Source organism: Pseudomonas sp. UBA3153, assembly GCF_002364635.1.
Classification (GTDB): domain Bacteria; phylum Pseudomonadota; class Gammaproteobacteria; order Pseudomonadales; family Pseudomonadaceae; genus Pseudomonas_O; species Pseudomonas_O kuykendallii.
Genome location: NZ_DEYR01000097.1, coordinates 1 through 17,789, shown reverse-complemented (window position 1 = coordinate 17,789; position 17,789 = coordinate 1). Strand labels below are relative to the sequence as shown.

General features: G+C 65.3%; 14 protein-coding genes and 2 tRNA genes. 2 read left to right on the top strand and 14 right to left on the bottom strand.

All coding sequences use genetic code 11. The features are described 5' to 3' along the window. Nucleotides 1-47: 47 nt before the first annotated feature. On the bottom strand, nucleotides 48-800 hold the full coding sequence (gene rlmB, locus B2X67_RS19755) for a 23S rRNA (guanosine(2251)-2'-O)-methyltransferase RlmB (protein WP_090223827.1): 753 nt from the start codon (nucleotides 798-800) through the stop codon (nucleotides 48-50). After that, the gene (gene rnr / locus B2X67_RS19750) at nucleotides 797-3,400 is read right to left on the bottom strand and encodes a ribonuclease R (protein WP_282338711.1); all 2,604 of its coding nucleotides are present in this window, start codon (nucleotides 3,398-3,400) and stop codon (nucleotides 797-799) included. Before rnr ends, rlmB begins: the two co-directional genes overlap by 4 nt. 209 nt (nucleotides 3,401-3,609) lie before the next feature. Here rnr and B2X67_RS19745 point away from each other — a divergent pair. Together B2X67_RS19745 and B2X67_RS19740 are read left to right on the top strand one after the other, a co-directional pair. Beyond that, nucleotides 3,610-3,696: transfer RNA gene (locus B2X67_RS19745), tRNA-Leu, on the top strand. Between the two features lie 115 nt (nucleotides 3,697-3,811). After that, nucleotides 3,812-3,898: transfer RNA gene (locus tag B2X67_RS19740), tRNA-Leu, on the top strand. Between the two features lie 117 nt (nucleotides 3,899-4,015). On the opposite strand, the gene B2X67_RS19735 is transcribed toward B2X67_RS19740, so the two are convergent. The 12 genes from B2X67_RS19735 to B2X67_RS19680 all read right to left on the bottom strand — a co-directional run. Further along, nucleotides 4,016-5,950: a methyl-accepting chemotaxis protein gene (locus B2X67_RS19735; protein ID WP_286786546.1), complete on the bottom strand. Its 1,935-nt coding sequence runs from the start codon at nucleotides 5,948-5,950 to the stop codon at nucleotides 4,016-4,018. Nucleotides 5,951-6,097: 147 nt separating this feature from the next. Continuing rightward, nucleotides 6,098-7,393 carry an adenylosuccinate synthase gene (locus B2X67_RS19730; protein ID WP_090223833.1) on the bottom strand — a complete coding sequence of 432 codons (1,296 nt, stop codon included), beginning with the start codon at nucleotides 7,391-7,393 and terminating at the stop codon, nucleotides 6,098-6,100. A 52-nt stretch (nucleotides 7,394-7,445) separates the two neighbouring features. Continuing rightward, nucleotides 7,446-8,633: an ATP phosphoribosyltransferase regulatory subunit gene (locus B2X67_RS19725; RefSeq protein ID WP_286786545.1), complete on the bottom strand. Its 1,188-nt coding sequence runs from the start codon at nucleotides 8,631-8,633 to the stop codon at nucleotides 7,446-7,448. 310 nt (nucleotides 8,634-8,943) lie between these two features. Next, complete coding sequence (gene hflC, locus B2X67_RS19720; protein ID WP_286786544.1) at nucleotides 8,944-9,813, bottom strand: protease modulator HflC; 870 nt, start codon at nucleotides 9,811-9,813, stop codon at nucleotides 8,944-8,946. Continuing rightward, nucleotides 9,813-10,988 (bottom strand): FtsH protease activity modulator HflK, encoded by a 1,176-nt coding sequence (gene hflK, locus B2X67_RS19715; RefSeq protein ID WP_282338706.1) that lies wholly within the window; start codon nucleotides 10,986-10,988, stop codon nucleotides 9,813-9,815. Before hflK ends, hflC begins: the two co-directional genes overlap by 1 nt. Nucleotides 10,989-11,082: 94 nt before the next feature. Continuing rightward, nucleotides 11,083-12,384, bottom strand: coding sequence for a ribosome rescue GTPase HflX (gene hflX, locus B2X67_RS19710; protein ID WP_286786543.1), 1,302 nt, complete (start codon nucleotides 12,382-12,384; stop codon nucleotides 11,083-11,085). Nucleotides 12,385-12,396: 12 nt separating this feature from the next. Further along, nucleotides 12,397-12,651 carry an RNA chaperone Hfq gene (gene hfq / locus B2X67_RS19705; protein WP_090223841.1) on the bottom strand — a complete coding sequence of 85 codons (255 nt, stop codon included), beginning with the start codon at nucleotides 12,649-12,651 and terminating at the stop codon, nucleotides 12,397-12,399. Nucleotides 12,652-12,743: 92 nt separating this feature from the next. Further along, nucleotides 12,744-13,715, bottom strand: coding sequence for a tRNA (adenosine(37)-N6)-dimethylallyltransferase MiaA (gene miaA / locus B2X67_RS19700; protein ID WP_286786542.1), 972 nt, complete (start codon nucleotides 13,713-13,715; stop codon nucleotides 12,744-12,746). A gap of 30 nt (nucleotides 13,716-13,745) precedes the next feature. Continuing rightward, a complete protein-coding gene (mutL, locus tag B2X67_RS19695) occupies nucleotides 13,746-15,632 on the bottom strand; it encodes a DNA mismatch repair endonuclease MutL (protein ID WP_286786541.1) in 1,887 nt (628 codons plus the stop codon). Beyond that, on the bottom strand, nucleotides 15,629-17,044 hold the full coding sequence (locus B2X67_RS19690; protein ID WP_282338723.1) for an N-acetylmuramoyl-L-alanine amidase: 1,416 nt from the start codon (nucleotides 17,042-17,044) through the stop codon (nucleotides 15,629-15,631). Before B2X67_RS19690 ends, mutL begins: the two co-directional genes overlap by 4 nt. A 20-nt stretch (nucleotides 17,045-17,064) precedes the next feature. Next, nucleotides 17,065-17,532, bottom strand: coding sequence for a tRNA (adenosine(37)-N6)-threonylcarbamoyltransferase complex ATPase subunit type 1 TsaE (gene tsaE, locus B2X67_RS19685; RefSeq protein WP_282338702.1), 468 nt, complete (start codon nucleotides 17,530-17,532; stop codon nucleotides 17,065-17,067). Continuing rightward, on the bottom strand, nucleotides 17,520-17,789 hold a 270-nt coding region (locus B2X67_RS19680; protein WP_286786540.1), incomplete at its 5' end, for an ADP-dependent NAD(P)H-hydrate dehydratase. The genes B2X67_RS19680 and tsaE, both read right to left, overlap by 13 nt.

The window sequence follows — 17,789 nt, the reverse complement described above, 5'->3', positions numbered from 1 at the left end:
AGGCTGCCCGTCGAGCGTGGCGCGACGGGACAGAACGTTGTTGGGGCTTAGCCCGGTAGCTTGCTGCGGCGCTGGCGCACGGCCTCGAACAGGCAGACGCCGGTTGCCACGGATACGTTGAGGCTGCTGACACTGCCGGACATCGGCAGACGCGCCAGGTAGTCGCAGTGCTCGCGAGTCAGGCGACGCATGCCCTTGCCTTCGGCCCCCATGATCAGCACCGTCGGCCCACTCATGTCGAGCGCATAGATGTCCTGATCCGCCTCGCCGGCAGTACCGACGATCCACAGGCCGCGCTGCTGCAACTTCTCCAGCGTGCGCGCGAGGTTGGTCACCGCCACCAGCGGGATCACCTCGGCGGCGCCGCAGGCCACCTTGCGCACCGTGGCGTTGAGCGTCGCGGACTTGTCCTTGGGCACGATCACCGCCAGCACCCCGGCGGCATCCGCGGTACGCAGGCAGGCACCCAGGTTGTGCGGATCGGTGACGCCGTCCAGTACCAGCAACAGCGGCGGGCCTTCGGCGCGCTCGAGCAATTCCTCGAGCATGTTCTCGCCCCAGACCTGGCTGGGGCTGACCTCGGCGACGACGCCCTGGTGCACGCCCTCGGCCCACTCGTCCAGTTCGCGACGGTCACGGGTCCCGGTGCTTACGCGCGCCTGCCTGGCCAGCTCGACCAGTGTCTGCACGCGCGGGTCCTGGCGCCCCTCGGCCAGCCAGAGCTGCTTGACCCGCTTGGGATGGTGGCGCAGCAGAGCCTCTACGGCGTGCACGCCGTAGACTTTTTCCAGCTCGCTCATGACTTGGCCTTACGCTTGCGCGGCGCGTCTCCCGCGGCCGCCTTGGGCGGCCCCTTGCGATGACGCGTGGACTTGCCCGCCGCCTGGCCGCCGGACGCGGCCGGCTTGCCCGACTTGCCACTCTTGGCCTCGGAGAGCAGCGCCTGCTTGAGGGCCCGGCTCTTGTTCACGTCGGTGTTGCCGATGGCGTCATCGCCCCCGGCCGCGTCGGCGCCCTTCGAGCTGCGTCGCGGCGCGGACGTACCGGAAGCCGAAGACGACTTCGTCGCATCGCCCGACTTGCCTCGTCCACCGCCAGTGGAAGGCTTCTCGCCCGTGCGGTTCTTGCGTCCGATCGGCTTTTCCAGCTGCTTCTCGGCCAGCTCGAAATCGATCTTGCGCTCGTCCAGGTCGACGCGCATCACCCGCACCTCGACGCTGTCGCCGAGGCGGAAGCTGCGCCCGGTCTTCTCACCGGCCAGCCGATGGTGTACGGCATCGAAGTGGTAGTAATCGCCGGGCAGCGCGGTCACATGTACCAGGCCTTCGACGTAGATGTCCTTCAGCTCGACGAAGATGCCGAAACCGGTCACCGCGGTGATGACCCCGGCGAAGCTCTCGCCGACGCGATCCTTCATGAACTCGCACTTGAGCCAGTTCACCACGTCGCGGGTCGCCTCGTCGGCGCGCCGCTCGGTCAGCGAGCACTGCTCACCAAGTTGCTCCAGCGCCTGCTCGTCGTAGGGATAGATGCGTGCCTTCGGCATCACGGCCGCGCCGACGCGCTTGACGTGCGGCGTATCGCGCTTGGAGCGGATCACGCTGCGAATCGCGCGGTGGGTGAGCAGGTCCGGATAGCGACGGATCGGCGAGGTGAAGTGCGTGTAGGCCTCGTAATTCAGGCCGAAGTGGCCGTGGTTGTCGGCGCTGTACACCGCCTGGCTCAACGAGCGCAGCATCACGGTCTGGATCAGGTGGAAGTCCGGGCGGTCCTGGATCGTCTGCAGCAGCGCCTGGTAATCCTTCGGCGACGGGCCTTCCTTGCCGCGATGCAGGGTCAGCCCCAGCTCGCCGAGGAATGCACGAAGCTTCTCCAGGCGCTCCGGCGGCGGGCCGTCGTGCACGCGGTAGAGGGCCGGGATCTCGTGCTTCTTGAGGAACTCGGCGGTGGCGACGTTGGCCGCCAGCATGCATTCCTCGATCAGCTTGTGTGCATCGTTACGCTGGGTCGGACGGATTTCGGCAATCTTCCGCCCGGAGCCGAAGATGATACGCGTCTCCTGAGTTTCGAAATCGATAGCGCCGCGACTGTGACGGGCCTCGAGAAGAACCTGGTAGAGCGAATACAGCTGCTTGAGGTGCGGCAGCACTTCGCTGTACTCGCTGCGCAGGGCCTTGCCCTCGCTGCTCTTGGGCTGCTCGAGCATGGCGCTGACCTTGTTGTAGGTCAGCCGTGCATGGGAGTGGATAACCGCCTCGCAGAACTGGTAGTCGGTCAGCTTGCCGGTCTTGGAGATGGTCATCTCGCACACCAGCGCCAGGCGGTCGACATGCGGGTTCAGCGAGCAGAGGCCATTGGAAAGCACCTCCGGAAGCATCGGCACCACGCGCTCGGGGAAGTACACCGAGTTGCCGCGATTGGTCGCTTCCTCATCCAGCGCCGAGCCGACCTTGACGTAGTGCGACACGTCGGCGATCGCCACGTAGAGCTTCCAGCCACCGGAGAACAGCCGCCAGTTGCTGCCGTTCTTCTCGCAGAAAACGGCGTCGTCGAAATCGCGGGCGTCCTCGCCATCGATGGTGACGAAAGGCAGGTGGCGCAGGTCGACGCGCTTCTCCTTGTCCTTCTCCTCCACTTCCGGCTTCAGCCGCGCGGCTTCCTTCTCAACGGCAGCCGGCCACACATGGGGAATGTCGTAGCTGCGCAGGGCCACGTCGATCTCCATGCCCGGCGCCATGTAGTTGCCGACCACTTCGACGATATCGCCCTGCGGCTGGAAGCGCGGCGTCGGCCAGTGGGTGATTTCCACCTCGACGAACTGGCCGATCTTCGCGCCGGAGGTGCGCCCGGGACTGATCAGCACTTCCTGCTGGATCTTCGGGTTATCCGGAATCACGAAACCGATGCCGCTCTCTTCGTAATAGCGCCCGACGATTCGCTCGTGGCCGCGAGAGATCACCTCGACGATCGCACCTTCGCGGCGACCGCGCCGATCCAGCCCGGCGACCCGCGCCAGGGCGCGATCGCCGTCGAATACCAGACGCATCTGTGCCGGGCTGAGGAACAGGTCGTCGCTGCCATCGTCGGGAACCAAGAAGCCGAAACCGTCGCGGTGCCCGCTGACGCGGCCGCAGATCAGGTCGAGCTTGTCCACCGGGGCATAGGTCCCCCGGCGCGTATAGATAAGCTGCCCATCGCGCTCCATTGCGCGCAACCGGCGACGCAGGGCTTCCAGTTGATCTTCGGTGGTCAGCCCGAACTCCTCGACCAACTGCTCGCGGCTGGCGGGAGCGCCACGCTCGTCGAGGCGCTTGAGGATCAGCTCGCGGCTGGGGATGGGGTTTTCGTATTTTTCCGCCTCGCGGGCGGCCTCGGGATCGAGGGATTGCCAGTCGGCCATCAGGGAAAGGTCACCTTGTCTGTTGATTCTGTTGTCTCGCTCATATGCCTATTGAAGCGCGAATTCCACCCGGCGCGCAGCTTTGGGCGGACAATTATTTTTTTCGCCGTCAGGGGTTTACAAGGGAAAACATCGTCCGTATATTTCGCGCCCACAGCGTTGCACAGACGTTGTAACACGGAAGTCGATGAGTAATCATCGCATCCAGTGCCCAGGTGGCGGAATTGGTAGACGCACTAGGTTCAGGTCCTAGCGGTGGCAACACCGTGGAAGTTCGAGTCTTCTCCTGGGCACCACTCTTCAGATAAACCGAGCCGCGAGGCTCGGTTTGTCGTTTAAGCGGAAGGCAATATCCGGTCGGTTCGCCGACGAAAGTTGCCAAAAGCCGGCGAGCGATCGTCGCAATAATGTGCCCAGGTGGCGGAATTGGTAGACGCACTAGGTTCAGGTCCTAGCGATGGCAACATCGTGGAAGTTCGAGTCTTCTCCTGGGCACCACTCTTCAGACGAACCGAGCCGAATGGCTCGGTTTTTCGTTTCTGCGATAAAAATCCGACAGGCGCCGACATGAAAAAAGCCGGGCGCGTGGCCCGGCTTCTTCCAGCCCGCTGAACGCTACGCCTTGAATTGCCCGAGGCTCGCCTTGAGCTGCGCCGCCAGACCGTCGAGCACCCGGCCGCTTTGTGCGGTCTCCGCCACCGCATCGGCGGACAACCGGGCCTCGGCGTGGATCACGTCGACCCTGCCGCGAACGGTGTTCGCCCCCTCGGCCTGATGCTTCGCGGCCTGGGCCGCCGCCTCCACGGCGCCGTGCACGCTGGCCACCGCGCGCTGGACTTCCTCCTGCAACCGTTCGCTGTCGCGCAGGGCCTGCAAGCCTTCGCTGGCGCGCTCCTGGGCCTGGGAGATCGCCGCGACCGCTTCCTTTGCACCTTTCTGCAACGCACCGATGTGCGCCTGGATATCGCCTGTCGACTGCTGGGTCTTGCTCGCCAGCGCGCGCACCTCGTCGGCGACCACCGCGAAACCACGTCCGCTCTCGCCGGCGCGGGCCGCCTCGATGGCCGCGTTCAGCGCCAGGAGGTTGGTCTGCTCGGCGATCCCGTGAATCACCGACAGCACCACTTCGATCTGCTCGCTCTGCAGCGCCAGCCGCTGGATCACTTCGGAGCCGTTCTGCACGCGCTCTTCCAGCGCGCCGATGAGCCCGCCGACGCGCTTGGCGATCGCCTCATTGTCCTCCGTCGCGCGCCGGATATCGCCGACCCGCTGCAAGGCCTCCTGCATGGTGCGGCTCTCCGCTTGGGCTTCGGCGGTCATGCTGGCGAGCGCCTCGAGGCTGCCGGCCACCTCGTTCATCTGCCGCCCCGCCGCGGCTTCCGCCGCATGGCTGCGCGAGGCCAGCGCCTGGATTTCCGTACCGGTCTGCACGGCCACGTCGCCGGCCTTGCGAATGATCGGCTGCAGTTTGTCGATGAACCGGTTGACCGCATCGGCCATCTCGCCGAGCTCGTCGCGACTATCCAGCTTCACCCGGCGAGTGAGGTCGCCCTCGCCTGCCGCCAGGTCGTTGAGCGCCGCCACCAGCAGCCGCAACCGGTTGACCACGCGACGACCCAGGACCACGGCAAGCACCAGCAATACACCGAGGCCAACCAGCACCAGCGCGAGGCCGATGCGCCATCGCAGCTCGCCGGCCGCCTCGTCGACGGTCTTGCGCGTACCGGCATTCATGCTGTCCGCCGCCGCGCGGGCCGATTGCAGGCGAGCCGTCAGCGCCGCCGTGCTGTCGGTGGCGGCACCGGCCAGGCTTTCGCCCACCAGCTGGCCGCCGCTGGCGATCAGTGCGGTGAAGCGCTGATCGAGCGCCTGCAGCTGGGCTTCGATGGACGCCGTGGAGACGCCGAGGCGGACCTTGCCGATCTCCACGCCGTTGGGATTGATCGATGCCTCGACCAGGTGCACCGAAGGGTCGTTGGCGGCGGCGCCCAGAACCTTGTCCAACGCGCGCTCGCCGGTGCCGCGCTCCAGCAGCGCCATGATCAAGGGGTTCTGCCGGTTCAGGTAACGCGTCAAGTGCTCGCCCTTGGCGTCGTCGTAGACGACGAACAGCACGTTCGGGTTGCGCTGCGCGCGGCGGGCGAACTCGGACAGCGCCGGCCCGTCGTTGTCCCACATCGCCTTGGGGGCGACGGCGGCAAGCAACTGGGCGAGATCGTTGGCGGAATCCTTGAGGTTCGCCTCCAGGCTGCCGCGCAGCTGGGCCTGCTCCTGCTTGAGCCGCTCGCTGAGCGACGCCGACAGGCGCTGACGGGTCTGCTCGGACAACCCGCTGAGCCCGGAAGAAACCTCCTGCCCCGCCTGCTCCAGTTCGGCGGACAACTTCTGCGTGTCCTCGCCCAAGCGTGAAGCGAGTTTTTCCGTCAGGGTACTCACCGTGCCCCGCGTCAGGGCAACGGCCACCAGCACCTGCACCAGCAGCGCAATGCCCAAGGCGATGAACGCGGGCCGCAATAGGCGGCTTCGCAGCAGAGACAGGATGGCTGACACGACGACACTCCTTAACGACCGTTACCCGTTAACGGCGACTACCAGGATTTGTTTAACCCTTCAGCAATCGGCATGCCGCGAAATGCGACATTTCCTTCACCAATGAAAAGGGCCGCTCTACGGCGGCCCTTCGGACGTTCAACGGACTCAGGAGTACGGGTGACGAAGAACGATGGTTTCGTTGCGATCCGGACCGGTGGAGATGATGTCGATCGGTGCGCCGACCAGCTCCTCAATGCGCTTGATGTAAGCGCGCGCATTGGCCGGAAGCTCGTCGAGGCTCTTCGCGCCCACGGTGGATTCGCTCCAGCCAGGCATGTCCTCGTACACCGGCTGCAGGCCGATATAGCTGTCCGCGTCGGTCGGAGCATCGACCAGCACGTCGCCGTTCTCGTCCTTGTAGCCCACGCAAATGCGGATGGTTTCCAGACCGTCGAGCACGTCGAGCTTGGTCAGGCAGAGGCCGGAAATGCTGTTGATCTCGATGGCGCGACGCAGGATCACCGCATCGAACCAACCGCAGCGACGCGCACGACCGGTGGTGGAACCGAACTCATGGCCACGCTTGGCGAGGAACGCGCCGGTTTCGTCGAACAGTTCGGTGGGGAACGGCCCGGAGCCGACACGGGTGGTGTAGGCCTTGGTGATGCCGAGGATGTAGTCCAGATACAGCGGACCGAAACCCGAACCGGTGGCGGTGCCGCCGGCAGTGGTGCTGGAGCTGGTGACGAACGGATAGGTGCCGTGGTCGATGTCGAGCAGCGAACCCTGCGCACCCTCGAACATGATGTGCGCGTTCTCGCGACGCAGCTCGTGCAGGCGCGCGGCGACGTCGGTGATCATCGGCTTGAGCACGTCGGCATAGCCAAGCGCCTCGTCCAGGGTCTTCTGGAAATCGACCGCCGGCTCCTTGTAGTAGTGCTGCAGGACGAAGTTGTGGAAGTCCAGCAGTTCGCCGAGCTTGGCGGCGAAACGTTCGCGATGGAACAGATCGCCGATGCGCAGGCCGCGACGCGCGACCTTGTCTTCATAGGCCGGACCGATGCCGCGCCCGGTGGTGCCGATCTTGGCATCGCCACGGGCCTTCTCGCGGGCCTGATCCAGAGCCACGTGGTAGGGCAGGATCAGCGTGCAGGAGGGACTGATGCGCAGGCGCTCGCGCACCGGCACGCCCTTCTCTTCGAGCTTGATGATCTCGCGCATCAGCGCATCGGGCGCGACGACCACGCCATTGCCGATCAGGCACTGCACGTTCTCACGCAGGATGCCCGAGGGAATCAGGTGCAGAACGGTTTTCTCACCGTCGATCACCAGGGTATGGCCGGCATTGTGGCCGCCCTGGTAGCGCACTACGGCGGCCGCCTCGTCGGTCAGCAGATCGACGATCTTGCCTTTGCCCTCATCACCCCACTGGGTGCCTAGGACGACGACATTCTTACCCATAACAGTTGTCCTCTTTGCGGAAGCTCGGTGCCGGCACGGCCGGCGGGAAAACTCAGGAATTCAGTGCCACGACCTGCCAGCGACCGTCGCGCAGCAGCAGTTGGCGATCACAGCTCGCCTCCCGCGCCGCGGCATCGGCCTGTCCTGGCAACGCCTGGACGACGCGCTGGCCCTCCTGGCGCAGGCGCTGGATGGCCTGCCACAAGGGCAGGTCATGGCTGTCCGGCGCCCAGATACCGGACAGCGGCTCGCCCAGCCGCATGTCACCGAGGGTGACCAGGCTCTTCAGGTCGGTGGAGAAGCCGGTGGCCGGACGCGCGCGCCCGAAATCGGCACCGATGTCGTCGTAGCGGCCACCCTGGGCGATCGAATGACCGAGCCCGGGGACGAAGGCGGCGAACACCACACCGGTGTGATAGTGGTAACCGCGCAGCTCGCCCAGATCGAAATACAGGGGCAGCTCCGGATAGCGTAGGCTCAAGCTGTCGGCGATGGCGATCAGCTCGTCCAGCGCCAGGTGGACGTCATCCGGCGCCTCGACTAGACAGGCCTGGGCCAGGTCCAGCACCTCACGACCGCCGCACAGATCGACCAGGGAACGCAGCATGCCGGCCAGCGTGGGCGACAGCGTTGCGGTGAGTTCGGCGACCTCGTCGACCGCCTTGCGCTGCAGCGCGTCGAACAGGCGCTGCTCGGCTTCGCCGGACAGGCCGGCGGCACTGGCCAGCCCGCGATAGATGCCGACGTGGCCGAGGTCCATGTGTACGTCGGGCACCTCGGCCAGCGCCAGAGTGTCGAGCATCAGGCTGATGACCTCCACGTCGCTCGCCGGACTGGCGTCACCGTAAAGCTCGGCGCCGAGCTGGATCGGGCTGCGCGAGGTCGTCAGCGCACGCGGCTTGGCATGCAGCACGCTGCCGGCGTAGCAGAGGCGGCTCGGCCCTTCGCGGCGCAGGCTGTGCGCATCCATCCGCGCGACCTGCGGCGTGATGTCGGCGCGAAAGCCCATCAGCCGACCGGAGAGCGGATCGGTGACCTTGAAGGTACGCAGATCGAGGTCCTGAGCGGCACCCGTGAGCAGCGAGTCGAGATATTCGATGTGCGGCGTCACCACGAATTCGTAGCCCCAGCACTGGAACAGGTCCAGTACCCGGCGGCGCGCCGTTTCGATGAGCGCCGCTTCCGGCGGCAGTACTTCTTCGATGCCATCTGGCAGCAGCCAGCGGTCTACCGTTGCCATTTCGCCTTTCCCCTTGTTCAACCGGGCGGCAGCCTACAGTGGAGCGAATAAATGGGCGCTCGCCAGCAAAGGCTGGCCGACCCGACGGGATGCGCGATGCGGAAAAGACAGGCATTTACCGCGGCGCATCGGCCTGGCGCGGGACAGAAAAAGACGCTCCGGTTCATCGCATGATGGACGATTCGGATCGTCGCTCGACTGACATGTGTCCGCTGCAGACGCAAAAAAGCCGGGAATTTCCCGGCTGACTCATGATAACACGTTTTCCCCGAGGGTCATCCGGCGGGCGACTGACGCCCGCCGGAAGGGCTCATGGCTTGGACTTTTCCAGGTAGCGGAAGAAGTCGCTGCTCGGATCGAGAACCAGCACGTCACTCTTGTTGGCGAAGCTCTCGCGGTAGGCACGCAGGCTGCGGTAGAAGCCGTAGAATTCCTGATCCTGGCCATAGGCTTGCGAGTAGATCGCCGAGGCCTTGGCGTCGCCATCACCGCGAGTTTCCTCGGCCTCGCGATAGGCTTCGGCCAACAGTACACGCCGCTGACGGTCGGCGTCGGCACGGATGCCTTCGGCCAGCTCGCGGCCCTTGGCGCGGTGCTCACGAGCCTCTCGCTCACGCTCGGTACTCATGCGTTCGAACACGCTGCGGTTGACTTCGCGCGGCAGGTCGATGGCCTTGACGCGTACGTCGAGCACCTCGATACCCAGCTCCTTACGCGCCATGCGATCCAGAGAAGCGGTGATATCCGCCATCAGCGCATCGCGCTCTCCGGACACTACTTCGTGCAGGGTGCGCTTGCCAAACTGGTCACGCAGGCCGGACTCAAGCCGGCGCGACAGACGCTCGTCGGCGATCTGCTTCAATCCGGAAGTTGCGGTGTAGAAGCGCTCGGCATCGGCCACACGCCACTTGGCGTAGGCGTCGACCATCACCGCTTTCTTTTCTAGGGTGAGGAAGCGCGAGGTGGACGAGTCCAGGGTCAGCAGGCGTGCATCGAACTTGCGGACCTTGTTCACTAGCGGAATCTTCACGTGCAGGCCGGGTTGCACGTCGGCCTCGACCACACGGCCGAACTGCAGCAGCACCGCCCTTTCCGTCTGCGAAACGATGTACAGGCTGTTCCAGGCGACGACCACCACGATCACGCCGAAAATCAGGGCGATCAGCGATTTATTGTTCATCAACGAGTCTCCCTCGAACGCAGGTCACGCTGCCCCAGATCGATGCTGGCAGGTACATCGGCCTGATCGGCATTGGAAGCCGAAGTGCCTGCGGCGGCGGAACCGCTGCGCTGCTTCTCCATCATCTTGTCCAGCGGCAGGTAGAGCAGGTTGTTCTGCCCTTTCTGACCGGTCACCAGCACCTTGCTGGTGTTGCTGAAGACTTCCTGCATGGTGTCCAGGTACAGACGCTCACGGGTGACCTCGGGCGCCTTGCGGTACTCGGCGACCAGCTTGGTGAAGCGCTGTGCCTCACCCTGGGCGCGCGCCACCACTTCGTCGCGATAACCGTTGGCTTCCTCGAGCAGGCGCTGGGCCTGACCGCGCGCTTCCGGAATCACACCGTTGGCATAGGCCTCGGCCTGGTTCTTCTCGCGCTGCTCGTCTTCGCGGGCGCGGATCACGTCATCGAAGGCTTCCTGAACTTCGCGCGGCGCAGCAGCGCTCTGCACGTTCACCTGAGTGACGGTGATGCCGACCTTGTAGGTGTCGAGGAAGCGCTGCAGCCGCTCGCGAATCTCGCTGGCCATCAACTCACGACCCTCAGTGAGCACCTGGTCCATCGCGGTGGAACCGACGACATGGCGCAGGGCGCTGTCAGTGGCGTGCTGCAGGCTGATTTCAGGCTGATCGACGTTGAGTACGAAGTCCTGCAGGTTGGTGATCTTGTACTGCACGGTCAGCGGCACCTCGACGATGTTCTCGTCCTCGGTGAGCATCTGCCCCTGCTTGGAGTACGCCCGCTCGCGGGTCACGTTTTCCTGGAACTTGCGATCGAACGGTGGGAAATAGATGTTCAGGCCCGGCCCGACCGTTTCGTAGTACTTGCCGAAGCGCAGCACCACGGCCTGCTCCTGCTCGTCAACGACGTAGATCGCGCTGTACAGCCAGATCGCCGCGAGAACGGCAACGAAAACGGCAATCATGCCGAAGCCCATGCCCTTGCCGGAGTCACCGCCGGAAGAGTCGCCTCCCCCGCCACTGCGTTTCTTGCCGCCGAACATGCCATTCAGGCTGTCCTGCAGTTTGCGGAAGGCTTCGTCGAGATCCGGCGGACCTTTGCGGTCGCCGCCCCGGCGCTTGTTGCCCCAGGGGTCTTGATTGTTCGAATTGCCACCCGGCTCATTCCAAGCCATAGCGCTCTCCATCTGATAAAGCAAAGACGCACCGTTGTGCGCCCGCCATGCTAACCAATGCCTGCGAAGAACGGCAAAGCCACCCCTCCAGGGTTTATTGCAAAGTGTGTTGCTCGATGAATTCCACAGGCTGCATGCCGGCGCGACTCACCAGACGGTTCAGTTCGGCACGCGGCAGACGCACGGCCAGAAGGCTTCCGCCCTGCTCGTCGTGCCCCTCGCTCTGAACCGCACCCAACTCGAAGAACTGGGCGCGCAAACGCGCCAACTTCTGCGGCAGACACAGGATGCCGACGAACAGGTCGTCACCCAACAATTCCGCGATAGCTTGCTTGACCAACTCGAGACCGAGACCATCGCGCGCTGAAACCCAGACGCGCTGGGGCTTCCCTTCGGCATTGCGCTGAATCTGAGGTTCAATCCCCTCGAGCAGGTCGAGCTTGTTGTAAACCTCCAGCATCGGCAACTCGCGCGCGCCGATCTCATCGAGAACGGCGACCACCTGTTCGATCTGCGCATCGCGCTCGGGCTCGTGGGCGTCGATGACGTGCAGCAGGAGGTCGGAGTTGCTCGACTCCTCCAGCGTCGCCCGGAACGCTTCCACCAGCTTGTGCGGCAAATGGCGAATGAAGCCCACCGTATCGGCCAGCACCACCGGCCCCAGGTCATCCAGCTCGAGCCGGCGCAGCGTGGGGTCGAGCGTGGCGAACAGCTGGTCGGCGGCATAGACCTCGGAGGTGGTCAGTACGTTGAACAGCGTGGACTTGCCGGCGTTGGTGTAGCCAACTAGGGAAACGGTAGGGATATTCGCCCGCGTACGTCCGCGGCGAGCCTGCTCGCGCTGGCTGCGCACCTTGTCCAGGCGCTGCCTGATCTGACGGATGCGCACGCGTAGGAGGCGACGGTCGGTCTCGAGCTGGGTTTCACCCGGACCGCGAAGACCGATACCGCCTTTCTGCCGCTCAAGGTGAGTCCAGCCGCGAACCAGCCGCGTGCTCATGTGCTCGAGCTGGGCAAGTTCGACCTGCAGCTTCCCTTCGTGGGTTCGTGCACGCTGCGCGAAGATATCGAGGATCAACCCGGTACGATCGAGCACACGGCACTCGAAGGCGCGCTCGAGGTTGCGTTCCTGACTGGGCGTAAGGGTGTGATTGAAGATCACCAGTTCCACCTGCTCGGCCCTGACACGGTCATGCAGTTCGCTGACCTTGCCACTGCCGATCAGGTACTTGGCCGTGAACTGATGGCGCGGGACGCTGACGAAGGCCACCGTTTCCGCACCGGCAGAACGGGCAAGCTCCTGGAATTCCTGAGGATCCTCACGCGCTTCCGGGTCCTGACCATCCAGGTGAACCAGAATGGCCCGCTCACCGCCTCCGGGGCGCTCAAAGAACAAGGCGGCCCCCTATCAGGCGTTGCCCGCTTCGGCCTGCTCCGACTCACTGGCGCTTGGCAACCGAACCGGGCGGCTGGGCACGACGGTGGAGATCGCGTGCTTGTAGACCATTTGGCTGACGGTGTTCTTCAGCAGAATGACGAACTGGTCGAAGGATTCGATCTGGCCCTGCAGCTTGATGCCGTTGACCAGGTAGATGGAAACCGGAACGCGTTCCTTCCGTAAGATGTTCAAGTAAGGGTCTTGTAGCGAATGCCCTTTTGACATGTGCCGCACTCCTTTAAGGATCAATAGGTCTTTGGTAATTCTAACAATGGCTGGTGCCATCCCACCCCAAGGATAGTCGGCATTCGCAGGACTCAGGCCAATATGGAGACCGACTCCAGGTATTTCAAGGTTTGCGAAAGATTGTCAGGGGCCAGACTGTCCATCCAGTGCAAATCGGCCCAGCTACGCAACCAGGTGAACTGTCGCTTGGCCAACTGACGCGTCGCGATGATGCCGCGTTCGGTCATCTCATCGCGGGTCAGTTCGCCGTCCAGATGTTCCCACGCCTGGCGATAACCCACCGCTCGTATAGACGGCAGCCCGGCATGCAAGTCACTTCGTCGATGCAGAACTTCGACCTCCTCGATAAAACCCTGTTCCAGCATGCCGAGAAAACGCCGGGCGATGCGCTCGTGCAGCACGTGCCGCTGAGCCGGAGCTATCGCCAGATGTGCCACAGTATAAGGCAATTGTGCCGCTCCCGACGGGTCTAGAACGGGATTTTGCGCAGCCTGCCGGCGACGGTGCTCGGTCATGCTCACGCCGCTCGCCAGGTACACCTCCAGCGCGCGCGTCACGCGCTGAGGGTCATTGCGGTGAATGCGCGCCGCCGATACCGGATCGACCTCGGCCAACTGCCGGTGCAGCGCCTCCAGCCCCTCGCTCGCGGCGCGCGCCTCCAGTTCGGCGCGTATCGCGGCATCGGCGGCGGGCATGTCGGCCAGCCCCTCGAGCAACGCCTTGTAATACAGCATGGTGCCGCCGACCAGCAGCGGAATCTTGCCGCGCCCACTGACTTCGGCCATCGCCGCCAGGGCATCGGCGCGGAAATCGGCCGCCGAGTAGGCCTCGGCGGGGTCACGGATGTCGATCAGGCGATGGGGAAATTCGGCCAGCAGCGCCTTCGAAGGCTTGGCGGTGCCGATGTCCATGCCGCGATAGACCAGAGCCGAATCGACGCTGATCAGCTCGCAGGGCAGCGCGCGGGCAAGCTCCAACGCCAGATCGGTCTTGCCGGAGGCGGTCGGCCCCATGAGAAAGATGGCGGGTGGCAAGGAAGGCATGGCGGGCTCAGAAGTAATCGCGGCGCCGGGTCAGCGGCCGCGCAGGAACAGCTTGTCGAGGTCGTCCATGCCCATCTGCGTCCAGGTGGGCCGGCCGTGGTTGCACTGCCCACTGCGCTCGGTGTGCTCCATGTCGCGCAGCAAGCCGTTCATTTCGGGCAGGGTCAGGCGGCGATTGGCGCGGATCGCGCCGTGGCAGGCCATGGTGCCGAGCAACTCGTTGAGGTGCGCCTGGATGCGATCGCTGCTGCCGTACTCCAGCAGATCGGCGAGCACGTCGCGCACCAGTTGGGACGACTCGGCCTGTTTGAGCAGTACCGGAATCTGGCGGATCGCCAGGCTCTCCGGACCGAAACGCTGCAGTTCGAAGCCCAGCCGCTGGAACCAGGCCTCGTGCTCCTCGGCGCAATCGGCCTCGCGCTGGCTCACGGCGATGCTTTCCGGCACCAGCAGCGGCTGGCCGCGCAGACCTTCGCTGGCCATCGCGGTCTTCAGCCGCTCGTAGGTGATCCGCTCATGCGCGGCGTGCATGTCCACCACCACCAGCCCCTGGGCGTTCTCGGCGAGGATGTAGATGCCCTTGAGCTGGGCGATGGCGTAGCCCAGCGGCGGAATGTCGCCCTGGCTTTCCGGCAGCGCCACCGCCGGCGCCTCGGTGAGCGGGGCGAAGTATTCGCGATAGGCGCCCTGCGCCTCCGCGGTCGACAAAGGCGAATCCCCGCGCGGCGCCTGATAGCCACCGCTGTAGCCGCTTCCCGCCGGAGAACGCCAGGCCGGGACGGCGGCGCTGCGCTCCAGCACGCTGGCGGCCAGGCTCATCTCGCCCTGCGGGCCGAACTCGCCGGCCTGCGGCCCGCTCGGCGCCGGCATCACAGAGGTGACGGCGCCCGCCAGCTGGTCTTCCGGGCGCACGTCACCGAGCGCGCGATGCAGCGTGCCGTAGAGAAAGTCGTGAACCATTCGGACGTCGCGGAAGCGCACTTCGTGCTTGGTCGGATGCACGTTGACGTCGACCACCGCCGGGTCGACCTCCAGGAACAGCACGAAGGTCGAATGCCGACCATTGAACAACACATCGCGGTATGCCTGGCGCACGGCGTGGGCGACCAGCTTGTCGCGCACCATCCGCCCGTTGACGTAGAAGTACTGCAAGTCCGCCTGGCTGCGCGAGAACGTCGGCAGGCCGACCCAACCCCACAGGTGCAGGCCGTTGCGCTCGACCTCGATCGGCAGCGCCTGCTCGAGGAATGCCGGCCCGCAGACAGAGGCGACACGGCGCGCGCGGGTGATCTCGTCCGGCGCCTCGTGCAGGGCGAACACGGTCTTGCCGTTGTGCCGCAGGTGAAAGGCGACATCGAAACGCGCCAGCGCCAGGCGCTTGATGACTTCCTGCAGATGGTCAAATTCGGTCTTTTCCGCGCGCAGGAACTTGCGCCGCGCCGGGGTATTGAAGAACAGGTCGCGCACTTCCACCGAGGTGCCCACCGGATGCGCCGCGGGCTGCACCAGAGCCTCCATGTCGCGGCCTTCGGTTTCCACCTGCCAGGCCTGCTCGGCATCGGCGGTGCGCGAGGTCATGGTCAGTCGCGCCACCGAGCTGATCGATGCCAGCGCCTCGCCGCGGAAGCCCAGGCTCATGACCCGTTCCAGGTCCTCGAGATCGCGAATCTTGCTGGTGGCATGCCGCGCCAGGGCCAGCGGCAGGTCGTCGGCCGGGATTCCGCCGCCGTCGTCACGCACTCGCAGCAGCTTGATGCCGCCCTGCTCTACGTCGACGTCGATGCGCCGGGCGCCGGCGTCGAGGCTATTTTCCAGCAGCTCCTTGATCACCGAAGCCGGTCGTTCGACGACTTCGCCGGCGGCGATCTGGTTCGCCAGCCGCGGGCTGAGCAGCTGGATGCGCGGGGCCTGGCTCATTGCTGCGAGGCCAGGGTCGTCGTGGGGATCTGCAGGGTCTGGCCGACCTTGATGGTGTCGCTCTTCAGGTCGTTGGCATTGCGCAGGGCGTTCAGACCGATGTCGTAGCGCTGGGCGATCAGCGCCAGGCTTTCACCGGAGCTGACCACGTGTTCGCGCGGACCGACCGCGATCTTGCCGGCATCGCGCAGCCAGGCGACGTAGGTGCCCGGCGGCGGGTTCTGCTGGAAGAATTGCCGGACGCCGGAATGGATCGAGCGCGCCAGCGCCTGCTGGTGGCTGCGCGACTGCAGCTTGTTGGCTTCGTTGGGGTTGGAGATGAAGCCGGTCTCCACCAGGATCGACGGGATGTCCGGCGACTTCAGCACCATAAAGCCGGCCTGCTCGACGCGGCGCTTGTGCAGCGGGGTGATGCGCCCCATGTTGCTCAGCACTTTCTGTCCGACATTAAGGCTGGAGGACAGCGACGCGGTCATCGACAGGTCCAGCAGCACGCCGGCGAGCATCCTGTCCTTGTCGTCCAGGGCGACGCTACCGGCGCCGCCGATGAGGTCCGAGCGGTTCTCCGTGTCGGCCAGCCAGCGCGCGGTTTCCGAGGTGGCGCCGCGGTCGGACAGGGCGAACACCGAGGCGCCGAACGCCGCCGACTTGGGCGCCGCGTCTGCATGGATGGACACGAACAGGTCGGCGCCTTTCTTGCGGGCGATCTCGGTGCGTTTGCGCAGCGGGATGAAGTAGTCGCCGGTGCGCGTCAGCTCGGCGCGGTAGCCCTTCTCGGCGTTGATCTGGCGCTGCAGCTCCTTGGCGATCTCCAGCACCACGTCCTTCTCGTGAACGCCCTTCGGACCGCTGGCGCCAGGGTCGTCGCCGCCGTGGCCGGCATCGATGGCGATGATGATGTCGCGCTTGCCGCCCGGCACCGGCGGCAGCTTGGCGTTCGGCTTGGCCGGCGTGACCGGCGCGACCGGCTCGCTGGCGATGGTGGTCGGCGGCAGCTCGGGCGCGGTGGAGGCGCCTTCGTCGTAGAGGTCGACCACCAGGCGATCGCCGTACTGCTGGTTGGGCGGCAGGGTGAAGCTCTTCGGCGTGACCGGCGCCGACAGGTCGATGACCAGGCGCAGGTCGGTGGGCGAGCGTTGCGCGGCACGCACGCCCTTGATCGGCGTATTGGCCAGCGCCAGCTTGTCCAGCGAGGTGGTCATCTGCGCGCCGCTGATATCGACCACGATGCGATCCGGGGCGCTGAGGGTAAACACGCTGTGCTGCACCGGCCCGCTGAGATCGAAGACCAGGCGGGTGTTGTCCGGCGCGCGCCAGAGACGGACGCTGCGCACATCCGAGGCCGCCAGCACATCGCCAGCCAAGACGATCAGCAGCACTCCGATTCCCGCGAACAGCGCGCGCATGCGCATGGATATCCCCTTTCTGTTGTTCATACGTCCCCAGCCAGGGTCGCGCACCAGGCATTTCCACGTGCGCCCTGTGACACCAGACGCAGGGATCGGCCTGCGCCTTGGGGGCTAATGGTAATGTCCAGGTCCGCCCTTGGCAAAATGCCGCGGCCTCGCTGCGGCCATTCCACCAGACAAAGTGCATCGTCCGCGAAGTAATCGCGAATGCCAAGGAATTCAAGCTCTTCGGGATCACTCAAGCGATAAAGGTCGAAGTGGAAAACCCGCTTTTCGCCCAGCTCGTACGGCTCGACCAGGGTGAAGGTCGGGCTCTTCACCGCGCCGGCGTGGCCCAGGCCGCGGATGATCCCGCGCGACAGGGTGGTCTTGCCGGCGCCCAGGTCACCGTGCAGGTAGATCACGCCCCGGCCTTCGCTGACCTCCGCGAGGCGCGCGCCCAAGGCGTACATCGCATCCTCGTCGGCGGCGAACAGGGTCACTTCACGCACGGCGATTGCTCCTCGAGAAGACTGCGAATGACCGGAATCAGGTCGCTGGCCGCCAGCCCGCGTCCCTCCGGCCCCAGCCGCTCGCCTGCCGCCGCATGCAGCCAGACGCCCAGGCAGGCTGCCTCGAATGCGGGTAGACCCTGCGCGTACAAGGCGCCGATCAGGCCGGCGAGCACGTCGCCGAGCCCTGCCGTCGCCATCGCCGGATGGCCACGGTCGCACAGCGCCAGCCGCCCGTCCGGCGCGGCGACCAGGCT

Coding starts and splice junctions, on each gene's coding strand:
- miaA (WP_286786542.1), bottom strand. CDS start 13,715: ATGCCTTCCTTGCCACCCGCCATCTTTCTCATGGGGCCGACCGCCTCC.
- B2X67_RS19730 (WP_090223833.1), bottom strand. CDS start 7,393: ATGGGTAAGAATGTCGTCGTCCTAGGCACCCAGTGGGGTGATGAGGGC.
- B2X67_RS19690 (WP_282338723.1), bottom strand. CDS start 17,044: ATGCGCATGCGCGCGCTGTTCGCGGGAATCGGAGTGCTGCTGATCGTC.
- hflC (WP_286786544.1), bottom strand. CDS start 9,813: ATGAACAATAAATCGCTGATCGCCCTGATTTTCGGCGTGATCGTGGTG.
- hfq (WP_090223841.1), bottom strand. CDS start 12,651: ATGTCAAAAGGGCATTCGCTACAAGACCCTTACTTGAACATCTTACGG.
- rlmB (WP_090223827.1), bottom strand. CDS start 800: ATGAGCGAGCTGGAAAAAGTCTACGGCGTGCACGCCGTAGAGGCTCTG.
- B2X67_RS19725 (WP_286786545.1), bottom strand. CDS start 8,633: ATGGCAACGGTAGACCGCTGGCTGCTGCCAGATGGCATCGAAGAAGTA.
- rnr (WP_282338711.1), bottom strand. CDS start 3,400: ATGGCCGACTGGCAATCCCTCGATCCCGAGGCCGCCCGCGAGGCGGAA.
- mutL (WP_286786541.1), bottom strand. CDS start 15,632: ATGAGCCAGGCCCCGCGCATCCAGCTGCTCAGCCCGCGGCTGGCGAAC.
- hflK (WP_282338706.1), bottom strand. CDS start 10,988: ATGGCTTGGAATGAGCCGGGTGGCAATTCGAACAATCAAGACCCCTGG.